An 11,148-nucleotide genomic window follows, 5' to 3' on the forward strand; every position below is an offset into this window, starting at 1 on the left:
GGAGCAAGCAACCGTCGCTGATCGGCGGGACAGGAGGGGCCGCGACCTCGAGCGCGCCAGCGCTCCAATAGAATTTGCCGACCACTTGCGAAAGGTTCTGCGTTGACCGAGTCCGGAGATAGCGCCGCCCCCACCCCGCGCGGACTACCCGCCGAGGTCGCGCGCCGCCGCACGTTCGCCGTGATCTCGCACCCCGACGCGGGTAAGTCGACGCTGACCGAGGCGCTGGCGCTGCACGCCAAGATGATCTCCGAGGCGGGCGCGATCCACGGTAAGGCAGGCCGCAAGTCGACCGTGTCGGACTGGATGGAGATGGAGAAGGCGCGCGGCATCTCGGTGAGCTCGACCGCGCTGCAGTTCAACTACCGTGCCGCCGGGTCCGATGTCGACAATGTCATCAACCTGGTCGACACCCCCGGTCACTCCGACTTCTCTGAGGACACCTACCGCGTGCTCACCGCGGTCGACGCCGCGGTCATGCTGATCGACGCCGCCAAGGGCCTCGAGCCGCAGACGCTGAAGCTGTTCCAGGTTTGCCGCCACCGCGGGATCCCGGTCATCACCGTCATCAACAAGTGGGACCGGCCCGGCCAGGCGCCGCTGGAGCTGCTCGACGAGATCAGCGAGCGGATCGGCCTCACTCCCACCCCGCTGTTCCTGCCGGTCGGCATCGCGGGTGACTTCCGCGGCCTGCTGCGCCGCGGTCCCGAGGGCGAGGCGAGCGAGTACATCCACTTCACTCGTACCGCCGGTGGCGCGACGATCGCGCCGGAGGAATCGCTGACGCCGGCCGAAGCCGAGGCGCGCGAGGGCGAGGCGTGGACGACCGCGGCCGAGGAGAGTGAGCTGCTCTCGGCCACCGGGCAGGACCACGATCAGGAGCTGTTCCTGGCCGGGCAGACCTCGCCGGTGATCTACGCGTCGGCGATGCTGAACTTCGGTGTGCGCCAGCTGCTGGAGACGCTGGTCGCGCTGGCGCCCGCGCCGGGCGCGCGGGCCGATGTCGCGGGCAAGGACCGCGAGACCGGTGATCCGTTCAGCGCGGTGGTGTTCAAGGTGCAGGCGGGCATGGACACCGCGCACCGGGACCGGCTGGCGTTCATGCGGATCGTGTCGGGCGAGTTCGAGCGCGGCATGGTCGTGACGCACGCGCAGACCGGTCGCCCGTTCGCCACCAAGTACGCGCTGACGGTGTTCGGCCGCGAGCGCACCACCGTCGACACCGCCTACCCCGGTGACGTGGTCGGTCTGGTGAACGCGACCGCGCTCGCGCCGGGTCACACCCTGTTCGTGGACAAGAAGGTGGAGTTCCCGCCGATCCCGAGCTTCGCCCCCGAGCATTTCGCTACGCTGCGCGCGCAGAGCGCGGGCAAGTACAAGCAGTTCCGCAAGGCCATCGACCAGCTCGACTCCGAGGGCGTGGTCCAGGTGCTGCGCAACGACGCCCGCGGTGACGCCTCGCCGGTGCTGGCCGCGGTCGGCCCGATGCAGTTCGAGGTGGTCACCGCCCGCATGCAGGCGGAGTTCACTGTGGAAACCCAGCTGGATTTCCTGCCCTTCACCCTGGCCCGGCGCACTGACGCCGAGTCGGCGCCGGAGTTGGATCGCCAGCGCGGTGTCGAGGTGTTCACCCGCACCGACGGCGCGATCCTGGCCCTGTTCAGCGACAAGTGGCGGCTGCAGTACATCGAGAAGGAACACCCGAAGCTCACGCTGGAGCCTCTCGTCGCGACCGCCGACTAACTGGTCAACTGTCTGAGTCGGCTTAAGCGGCCGGTCCGGGGTTGCGTTCCACCGAGGAGATGTGGTTCTCCTGCGCGATAATTCCCCAGCGGCTCCCGGTCAGGCGCAGGCTGGGCAGATCGCTGAGCGAGAGCGTCACCTCGTAGGTGCGCTCGTAGCCGGTTTGCGCGATGCGCCAGTGCCCGTCCTCGCAACGGACGTAGCGGTCGGTGTAGAAGGCTGCGCCGCGCAGGCACATGTTGTGCTCGGGGATGATCACCGTGTCGGCCAGGTACCAGGTGCCGGTCGCGGTGTCGCCGTCGACATCGATCTCCGGATGATCGCAGCGGTGCTCGGTGATGACGTGCGGTCCGAGGGTGTTGCGCAGGAAGGCCAGGAAGGCCTCACGCGATTCGAACTGCAGGTATTCGCTGTAGGTCGCGGTCGCCTCGGGAATCAGCGTGTCGGCGAACTCGTCCCAGGACTTGGTGTCCAGCGCGCGCAGGTAGCGGAACTTGAGCCTGCTGATCGCGATGAGGTCGTCGGGGTGGTCGGGCGGCCGCACGAACGGTTCCGGCTGCTCGTCGGGCGCGTCCTCGGGCAACTCCTCGGCCATCCGGTCCTCCCCCGTCTCCGGCCCGGCGACCAGTGGTTCGTCACCTCCGGGTAGCAACGGCCCCGGCCGCTCCCATGCGGGCGCGACAGGATCGTCGACCCGCACGTCGTTCGGTGATCCGGACCCCTGCTCCATCCCTCCACGATCCCACTGAAACGGGCGTAGTGCGCGATCTGTATCAGATCGCTATCACTGCCGACACCGGAGCGTGACCTCCGGCGCCGGCGCCCCGAGCTGTCTCAGCTACCGATCGTGAAGCAGATGCGGCAGAAGTCCTCGCCGAACTCCGACAGGCGCAGGCTCTTGCGCACGATCTTGGGCGCGCGGCCCGCCTTCTTGAGCGCCTCCTCGACCACCGGCTGCACCTCGAGCACCATGTAGCGGCTCAGCACGACCGGGTCGTCGGAGGTGAACGTCAGGCCGAGGCGGTTGAGGTTGATCAGGTAGGAGCGGGCCCGATCGGGGTAGCGCACGCCCGCCTGCTCCGGCACCGAGGTCAGGTCGCCCTGGACCAGCTCCGAGCCGATGCCGAGCGGCCGGTTGGTGCGCACGTCGACCGAGGGCTGCGGTCCGTTGAGGGCCATGAACCGCAGGATGCGGGCCTCGTCGGGCGCGATCTCGTCGAGGATGCGGTCGTAGGCCGGGTGCACGTCCTCGGTGAAGTACACGTCGGCCGAGCGGGCCAGCAGTGCGTCGCCGCGGCGGCGCAGGTCCTCGGTGCTGGCCGAGCGCAGGTACGGGCCGACGGTGATGGCCTGCTGGGTCGACCCGTTGGGCGTCGGCACATAGCTGACGATCTCGCGCACCGACCCCTCGGTGACGCCGAGCGCGCTGCGCGCGATGGAACGCAGCGCGTTGCCGGTGCGCTCCGCGATATCGGCCGAGGACTCGCCGTCCAGGGCCGCCTGGGCCAGTTCCTTGGTCACCTCGTAGGTGGTGCCGACGGCCCACTGGCTGCCGCGCACCGCGGTGCCCGCGGCCAGGCCCGCGGCGCGGAACACGCCCCGGATCAACCGGGCTTCGTTGCTGATCTGTCGCTGCTCGACATCCGAGCTGCGCTCGACGGCGCGGGTACCGGCACGGGCCAGGTCCTGTCCGGTCCTGTCGTCTGTCACGTCCTACTCCGAAGTCTCGCCATGTGTGAACTTCTCGCTCACAGATTATTGCCCGACCACGCTTCAGGCACAGCGCGTACGCAGCGCGCCCCCTGAACGCGCCGATTCTGGCCTGTCATCGAATGTGGTGGTGCTCATTGTTCCGACTCGCGAGGGCGAGTACGGCATTCGGGACAGGTTCTGTGACTGATGTCTCAGACACTACCCTGTGGCCTGGCGCACGACGAATGGACCCAGTTCCGCACCTCACAGTAGGGTCACCTCGGCATGGGGGTGCTAATTTTGGCTTGCCGGTGAAGGAGGTGGTCACCGGCTTACGGCAGGAGGGTGTCGTTGTTGGAGAGTGTGTTCGGGTTGCACCCGACACTCCTGCTCGAGATTGTGACCATTCCTCTTTTCACAGGAATTATCGGTTACATCACCAACTGGTCCGGCATTCTGATGCTGTTCCAGCCGATCAAGTTCCATGGCGTCAAGCTGCCGGGCCTGCGCGCGGTCTTCCCGTACCTGCCCAAGCGGATCCAGGTGTTGCCGCTGCTCAGCTATGACGGCCGGATCGGCTGGCAGGGCATCGTGCCTTCGCGCGCCGACAAGATGGCCAGCATCGCCGTCGACAAGGGGCTGTCCAAGCTGGGCAGCGTCTCCGACTTCTACCGCGAGCTCGATCCGGAGAAGCTGGCCGAACATCTGGCCGAGGTCGCCGACGCGCAGATCAGCGATATCGTCGAGGTGATCCTGCGTCGCGAGCACCCCCAGCTCTGGTACAACCTGCCCACCCAGGTGCGCGAGATGGTGCATCAGCGGGTGCGCTCGCAGCTGCCGGAGGTCCTGCGCGAACTCACCATCGAGCTCGGCACCAACATCGATCAGCTGCTCGATGTGAAGCAGATGGTCATCCGCTACTTCCAGGCCCGCCCGCAACTGCTCAACCAGTTGTTCCAGGTGCTCGGCGCCAAGGAACTGCGGTTCATGCAGAACTTCGGCTTCTATTTCGGCGCGCCCTGCGGCCTGCTGCTGGTCCTCGCGCTGCACACCACCGGCCTCTCGCCGCTGATCGTGCTGCCGATCGGCGGCATCATCATCGGCTGGGTGGTGAACTGGGTCGGCATCAACATGATCTTCGCGCCCGCGCTGCCCAAGTGGTGGTGCCCGTGGCGGCAGGGCCTGCTGATCAAGCGTCAGCCCGAGATCACCGCGGGCTACGCCGAACTCGTCTCCACCGAGGTCGTCACCGTCGCCAACATCGGCGACGAACTGCTCAACGGCCCGCGCTCGGACCGCACCCTGCAGATGCTCGAGGACACCCTGCGCCCGGCCGCCGACCGCGCGCTCGGCCCGGCAAGGCCCGCGGTGAAATTCATGCTCGGCAGCCGCGAATACGATTCGCTGCAGTCCACGATCACCGCCGAGGCCATGACGATCGCGCCGATGGCCTTCGCCGATCCCGCGTTCAACGTCCAACAGGGCAGGCAGGTCAACGAATACATCGCCCGGCAAATGTCCGCACTTTCCCCGCACGACTTCGTGGACATGCTGCGTTCGGCCATCAAACAGGACGAATGGTTGCTTTTTGTCCATGGCGGCGCGCTGGGGCTGCTCGCCGGATACGCTCACATCCTGGTCTTCGGAACAGGAGTAGCGACGACATGGATGTAGACGACGGGACCCCGTCCACCGAGCTGGTGCGACGGCCGGTACCGGCGATAGAAACCACCGGCGACAGACGCGGCGTGCTGCCCGTCTCGCCGGTGCGCACGGTGCGGGCAGCGACCGGTGTCGCGCGGGTCGCGCTCACCGCGGCCTCCGGCATGACGCTGTGGACCCTCGACACCGCGCTCGGGGTGACCGTCACCGTCCTGCGCGGCAGCATCGCCGGTAACCCGCCCAAGGAAGTCCTCGCCGAAGCCGAAGGCGAAGTGCGCGACCGGCTCCGGCACGCGCTCGGCCTGTCGACCGGCGCCGAACACCACAGCGACCCCGGCACGCCGACCCTGCGCGAACAGGGCGCCAAACTGCTGCGCCTGTCCGCCAGTACCCAAGCGTCCCAGCCGGATACGCACCCCGCCTACCCCGGCATCCTCGCCGAGATCACCCCGGACGAGGCGCGGATCCTGCGGTTCATGCACGTCGACGGTCCGCAGCCCGCGCTCGACGTGCGCACCGGCCGTCAGCGCGCCTTCGGCGGCGAGCGCCTGATCAGCGGCCTGACCCTGATCGGCGAGCACGCCGGCCTGCGCTTCCCCAACCGCGTCCCGCAGTACCTGCCCAACCTGCGCAGGCTCGGACTCATCGAGTTCACCCGCGAACCGGTCGGCAATCCCAGCCGCTACCAGCTCATCGAAGCCCAGGAACAGGTCCGCGACGCCATGAAGCGCGGTTTCGGCACCAAGGTGAGCTACCGCAGCATCCTGCTCACCGAGTTCGGCTCGGACTTCGTCCAGACCTGCCTGCCCGTGGTGATCAGCGACGGCCGCGAAACCGCGACCTAAGACCGCGCTGAACGTTCACTATCCCGCCGATCGGTCGAAATCGTGACCGTCTGAGCGTTCAGTGAATGCTCAGCGCATGCCCGGGCCTAGTTCTCGGCCAGTTCTGCAAGCTCCATCCAGCGTTCTTCCGCCGCTTCCTTTTCGGCGACGACTTCTTTCAGGTCGCCACCCAGCTTCACCAGCTTGTCCGGGTCGGTGGCGGCGTCGGCGAGGGCGACGTGGAGTTTCTGTTCGCGCTCGTCGAGCTTGGCGATGGTGCGCTCCAAGCGGGACAGTTCCTTGCGGGCGGCGCGGCGATCGGCCGAATCCGTGGTCGCTGCCGCCGGTTTCGCGGTGGCCGGCTTGGCCGCGGTGGCCAGGGTGGCGCGCTTGGTGAGGTACTGGTCGATGCCGCCGGGCAGGTTGGTGAGTTTGCCGTCGCCGAACAGGGCCCAGGTGGAGTCGCAGATGCGCTCGACCAGGTAGCGGTCGTGGCTGATGACCACGAGCGTGCCCGCCCAGTTGTCGAGCAGGTCTTCGAGCTGCTGCAGGGTGTCGATGTCGAGGTCGTTGGTCGGCTCGTCGAGCAGCAGGACGTTGGGTTCGGCCATCAGGATGCGGGTCAGCTGCAGGCGGCGGCGTTCGCCACCGGAGAGGTCGCCGACCGGGGTACGCTGGCGGGCGGGGGTGAACCCGAGCCGTTCGGCCAGCTGGCCCGCCGAGATCTCCTTGTCGCCGAGCATGATTCGCTGGGCGATCTGCTGGACAGCTTCGAGCACCCGCATATCGGTGGGCAGGTCGTCGAGTTCCTGGCGCAGCCAGCCGATCTGCACGGTCTGGCCCTGGATGCGCTTGCCCGTGGCGGGTTCGACGTCACCGGCCAGCGCGCGCAGCAGGGTGGTCTTGCCCGAGCCGTTGACGCCGACCAGGCCGACGCGTTCGCCCGGCGCGAGCCGCCAGGTCAGGTCGCCGACCAGCTCGCGGCCGTCGGGGGTGGTGAGGGTGGCGTCCTCGAGTTCGATCACCACGCGGCCGAGCCGCTTGCGCGCGAACGCGGCCAGCGACACCGAATCGCGCGGCGGCGGCACGTCGGCGATCAGCGCCTCGGCGGCCTCCACGCGATAGCGCGGCTTGGAGGTGCGGGCCTTGGCGCCGCGGCGCAGCCAGGCCAGTTCCTTGCGGGCGAGGTTCTGGCGGCGGGACTCGGTGGCGTCGGCCTGACGGGCACGCTCGGCGCGGGCGAAGATCCAGTCGCCGTAGCCGCCCTCGTAGGTCTCCACCTTGCCGCCGACGACCTCCCAGGTGCGGGTGGCGACGGTGTCGAGGAACCAGCGATCGTGGGTGACGACGACGAGCGCGGTGCGCCGATCCACCAGGTGCCGCGCCAGCCACTGCACGCCCTCGATGTCGAGGTGGTTGGTCGGCTCGTCGAGGACGAGCAGGTCCAGGTCGCGCACCAGCGCGGCGGCCAGCGCGACGCGACGGCGCTCGCCACCGGACAAGTTGGTGACCGGGGTGTCGAGGCCGAGGTCGGCGATGCCGATGCCGTCGAGCACCGAGCGGATGCGGGCGTCGGCGGCCCACTCGTGTTCGGCGATGTCGGCGGTCGACAGGTCGTCGGACAGGCCCGCGAGCACGATGGAACCGATGGTGGCACCGTCGGGCAGCACGCCACGCTGGGTGACAACGGCCATCCGCAGCCCGCCGACGCGGCTCACCCGGCCGCTGTCGGGGGATTCCAGCCCGGTCAGCACCTCGAGCAGCGTTGTCTTGCCGCCACCGTTGAGACCGACCACCCCGATCCGCTCTCCCGCGTGCACACCGAGCGAGACGTCGTCCAACAGCGGCTTGACGCCGAAACTCTTGGAGACCTGTTCGAGGTTGATCAGGTTGGACATAGGTGTTGCTCGCCGTTCCGCCACCCCCCGACTTTTGGCCAGACTCAGGCGCGGGGAGGCGGCGCGTCGGCGGCTGAGGTTGGATTGCTGGATCAGTTAGCCCGTCCCCGGCGAGTTACCCATGTCCATGCGAGATCTGTTGACAGCGATCATAGAGGACCGGCCGCTGGCTGTTCTGTCCCCTGCGGCTCCGGCCCAGGCTCAGGTGGCTGCGATCAGCGCTTGGCCTGCGTCTCCGTGTCGAGCACCCGCGCACCGGGCACCGGCCCGCTCGCGGTGCGCACGCTGCGGCACACCCCGGCACCGGCCAGTTCGGCCGCCACCGCGATCGCGGCCTCTTCGGTCTCGCACAGGAACGCGCAGGTGGGCCCTGACCCGGACACCAGACCAGCGAGCGCGCCCGCGCCCACACCGGCCCGCAGCGTGCGCCGCAGTTCCGGCTTCAGCGACAGCGCGGCGGCCTGCAGGTCGTTGCCGAGCAGCGGCGCCAGGGTGTGCGGATCGCCCGCGGCCAGCGCCTGCATGAGTTTCTGCGGGTCACCCAGGCGCGGCGGATCGCCCTCGGCGCGCAGCCGGTCGAGTTCGCGGAACACCGACGGGGTGGACAGGCCGTCCTTGGCGAGCGCGAGCACCCAGTGAAACGTATTGCGCGACAACACCGGGAGCAGCCGTTCGCCGCGACCGGTGCCGAGTGCGGTGCCGCCGTGCAGGGCGAACGGCACATCGCTGCCGAGTTCGGCGGCCACCGCGGTGAGCTCGTCGCGGCCGAGGCCGAGGTCCCACAGCTCGTTCAGGCCGACCAGCGTCGCGGCCGCGTCGGCGCTGCCGCCCGCCATGCCGCCCGCCACCGGAATACCCTTGGCGATCGCGATCTCCACCCGGGGCGCGCGCCCGGCCAGATGCGCCAGCCGCACCGCGGCCTTCCAGACCAGGTTGGTCCGGTCGGTGGGCACCTCCGCGGCGCTCTCGCCGCTGACCCGCACGGTCAGCGAGGCCGACGGGGCGAGTTCGAGCTCGTCGGACAGCGACAGCGCCTGGAAGACGGTGGTCAGATCGTGATAACCGTCCGGGCGCAGATCACCGACTCCGAGATGCAGGTTCACCTTCGAAGGCGCGCGCACGACGACCGGGCTGGGCACAACTGACAGCACGATCACCAAGCGTAACCGGTTACCCCGACGAGTACGCATGCCGAATCCCTCCCCGAAAGGCGATCCCGCGCACACCGGCGCACGACGGGGTTGCGCAAGGTACCCATGGGGGGTATGTTCATTCATGTCGGGGACATACCCCAGGACCGTATGATCGAACAGCGAAGGAGTCGGCCATGGCCACCACCACCTACACCGTCACGGGGATGACCTGCGGACACTGCGTGAGTTCGGTCAAGCAGGAGATCGGCAAGATCGACGGCGTCACCAGCGTCGACGTCGACCTCGCGAGCGGCCTCGTTCGCGTCGACAGCGCGAGCGAGCTGTCCGAGACCGATGTCGCGGCCGCCGTCGACGAGGCGGGCTACGAACTGGCACGCTGACACCACCGCGAAGTCATCCGCGGCCCGCGCCCTCGGCGCGGGCCGCACGCGCGTTCACCAGCGGTTCATCCACCGCGCGGGCGCCGCGAATCATCCACAGCGCCATCCACATCTGCGCCAACGTGGGTGACGGAGCGGATATTCACCCGCTACCGGCTACGCGGCCCACAGACCATGATCAACTCCGGCAGCGGCGAAAACCGGTTGTCCACAATTGCTTTCACAAGCCCTGATTCAGTGGGGCGGTGAACAGCCGGTGTACTGCGGGTTCCCATGCGGGAACCGGCGATTCAGCTCTGCGCCGCCAGGCGGACGAAAGCCGCCGTATCCAGCGTCTCGCCCCGCGCGGTGGGATCGATCCCCGCCGCCACCAGCCTGCGCTCCGCCTCAGCGGGAGAACCCGCCCACCCGGACAGGGCCGCGCGCAACGTCTTTCGGCGCTGCGCGAACGCGGCGTCGATCACCTCGAACACGCGACGGCGATGCGCCTCGTCCATCGGCCACGGCGGCTCGGCGTAGCGATCGACGCGAACCAGGCCCGACTCGACGCGCGGCACCGGCCAGAACACCTGCGTGCCCACCGCGCCCGCCCGGCGCACCTTGCCGAAGAAACCGGCCTTGACGCTCGGCACGCCGTACACCCGGCTACCCGGTTCGGCCGCGAGCCGGTCGGCGACCTCGGCCTGCACCATCACCAGCGACACCGTGATGCTCGGCAGCACGGCGAGCAGGTGCAACAGCACCGGGACGGCCACGTTGTACGGCAGGTTCGCCACCAGCGCCGTCGGCATCACGGGCAACTGGTCGGGGCGCACCCGCAGGGCGTCGGCCTCGACTACCTGCAAGCGGTCGGCCAGACCGGGGGCCCGATCGGCGACGGTCTCCGGCAGATACTTGGCCAGCACCGGGTCGATCTCGACCGCGACCACCCGGTCGACCACATCGAGCAACGCCAGGGTCAGCGAGCCGAGACCCGGCCCGACCTCGAGCACGGCGTCCTGCGCGCCGACGCCGGCCGCGGCGACGATGCGGCGCACGGTATTGCCGTCGTGCACGAAGTTCTGCCCGAGCTGCTTGGTCGGCCGGACGCCGAAACGCTCGGCCAGCGTCCGCACCTCGGCGGGACCGAGCAGTGCGGCGCTACCGCGCGCGGGAATCTCTGGTTCGGGCACCGCTAGAACCTACCAACCCGGCCGATCGAGCAGCTCAGCGCTGCGGCGGGGCGGCATGGACACGGGCGAGGAAGGCGTCGATCGCCGCGCGCTGCTCCGGCGATATCGAACCGTGCTGACCATTTCCGGGGACCACCTGCTGGTCGACGCCGTTGGCCGCGAACTGCGCGACCAGCGCGGCGTGCAGCGGGGACGGCACGATCGTGTCGGTGACGTTCATGGTCAGCAGGATCGGCGCGTCATATCCGCTGGTCGGCAGGGTCATGTAGGCGGCGAGCACGTCGCGCAGCCCGGCGAGCGGGCGCGCCAGCAGATCACGCGCCGACAGGCCCTTCACCGAGGCGATGATCTCGTCCAGGCACCGGTCACCCGCGGCGTCGACGAGCGAGCGGCCCAGCGGCGTCAGGTAGGAGTCCACATCGGCCTCGGGATGGGTGGCGCGCAGCCCGGCCAGGATGCTGACGACGAACGAGGTAGCCGAGGACAGCACCGGGATCTCCGGCAGCTCGGGACCGACGAACGGCAGCACCTTCTCCACATCGGAGGCCGCGTCCACGGCGACGGTCACGCGGAAGTCCAGCTCGGGCGCGTAAATCTGCTTCACGTGGGCGGTGCTCAGCGCC

Annotated in this window: 9 protein-coding genes and 1 pseudogene; 4 read left to right on the forward strand and 6 right to left on the reverse strand. The window is 69.0% G+C overall.

Annotated features, from left to right (window positions below; all coding sequences use genetic code 11):
* Positions 1–102 precede the first annotated feature (102 nt).
* Positions 103–1,743 carry a peptide chain release factor 3 gene (locus ACFWPJ_RS13595; RefSeq protein ID WP_378850733.1) on the forward strand — a complete coding sequence of 547 codons (1,641 nt, stop codon included), beginning with the start codon at positions 103–105 and terminating at the stop codon, positions 1,741–1,743.
* Positions 1,744–1,765: 22 nt separating this feature from the next.
* On the opposite strand, the gene ACFWPJ_RS13600 is transcribed toward ACFWPJ_RS13595, so the two are convergent.
* Together ACFWPJ_RS13600 and ACFWPJ_RS13605 are read right to left on the reverse strand one after the other, a co-directional pair.
* Positions 1,766–2,287, reverse strand: coding sequence for a nuclear transport factor 2 family protein (locus ACFWPJ_RS13600; RefSeq protein WP_378850753.1), 522 nt, complete (start codon positions 2,285–2,287; stop codon positions 1,766–1,768).
* Positions 2,288–2,577: 290 nt separating this feature from the next.
* Positions 2,578–3,453: an Abi-alpha family protein gene (locus tag ACFWPJ_RS13605; protein ID WP_378850736.1), complete on the reverse strand. Its 876-nt coding sequence runs from the start codon at positions 3,451–3,453 to the stop codon at positions 2,578–2,580.
* 381 nt (positions 3,454–3,834) lie between these two features.
* On the opposite strand from ACFWPJ_RS13605, the gene ACFWPJ_RS13610 reads away from it, so the two are divergent.
* Both ACFWPJ_RS13610 and ACFWPJ_RS13615 read left to right on the forward strand, forming a co-directional pair.
* Positions 3,835–5,109, forward strand: coding sequence for a DUF445 domain-containing protein (locus ACFWPJ_RS13610; protein ID WP_378850739.1), 1,275 nt, complete (start codon positions 3,835–3,837; stop codon positions 5,107–5,109).
* A complete protein-coding gene (locus tag ACFWPJ_RS13615; protein ID WP_378850742.1) occupies positions 5,100–5,942 on the forward strand; it encodes an Abi-alpha family protein in 843 nt (280 codons plus the stop codon). The genes ACFWPJ_RS13610 and ACFWPJ_RS13615 overlap by 10 nt, the downstream gene beginning before the upstream one ends.
* 86 nt (positions 5,943–6,028) lie before the next feature.
* Here ACFWPJ_RS13615 and ACFWPJ_RS13620 read toward each other — a convergent pair whose 3' ends face one another.
* Together ACFWPJ_RS13620 and ACFWPJ_RS13625 are read right to left on the reverse strand one after the other, a co-directional pair.
* The gene (locus ACFWPJ_RS13620; RefSeq protein WP_378850744.1) at positions 6,029–7,819 is read right to left on the reverse strand and encodes an ABC-F family ATP-binding cassette domain-containing protein; all 1,791 of its coding nucleotides are present in this window, start codon (positions 7,817–7,819) and stop codon (positions 6,029–6,031) included.
* 215 nt (positions 7,820–8,034) lie between these two features.
* Positions 8,035–8,970 carry a 4-(cytidine 5'-diphospho)-2-C-methyl-D-erythritol kinase gene (locus tag ACFWPJ_RS13625; protein WP_378850755.1) on the reverse strand — a complete coding sequence of 312 codons (936 nt, stop codon included), beginning with the start codon at positions 8,968–8,970 and terminating at the stop codon, positions 8,035–8,037.
* Between the two features lie 176 nt (positions 8,971–9,146).
* On the opposite strand from ACFWPJ_RS13625, the gene ACFWPJ_RS13630 reads away from it, so the two are divergent.
* Positions 9,147–9,353, forward strand: a complete 207-nt coding sequence (locus tag ACFWPJ_RS13630; RefSeq protein WP_378850747.1) for a heavy-metal-associated domain-containing protein — start codon at positions 9,147–9,149, stop codon at positions 9,351–9,353.
* Positions 9,354–9,643: 290 nt separating this feature from the next.
* Here the strand turns inward: ACFWPJ_RS13630 and rsmA are convergent, their stop codons facing one another.
* Positions 9,644–10,525 (reverse strand): 16S rRNA (adenine(1518)-N(6)/adenine(1519)-N(6))-dimethyltransferase RsmA, encoded by an 882-nt coding sequence (gene rsmA, locus ACFWPJ_RS13635; RefSeq protein WP_378850750.1) that lies wholly within the window; start codon positions 10,523–10,525, stop codon positions 9,644–9,646.
* 34 nt (positions 10,526–10,559) lie between these two features.
* Positions 10,560–11,148 (reverse strand): annotated as a pseudogene (locus ACFWPJ_RS13640) (alpha/beta hydrolase); the annotation flags it as partial.

This window comes from Nocardia sp. NPDC058497 (genome assembly GCF_042720195.1).
Taxonomy (GTDB): Bacteria; Actinomycetota; Actinomycetes; order Mycobacteriales; family Mycobacteriaceae; genus Nocardia.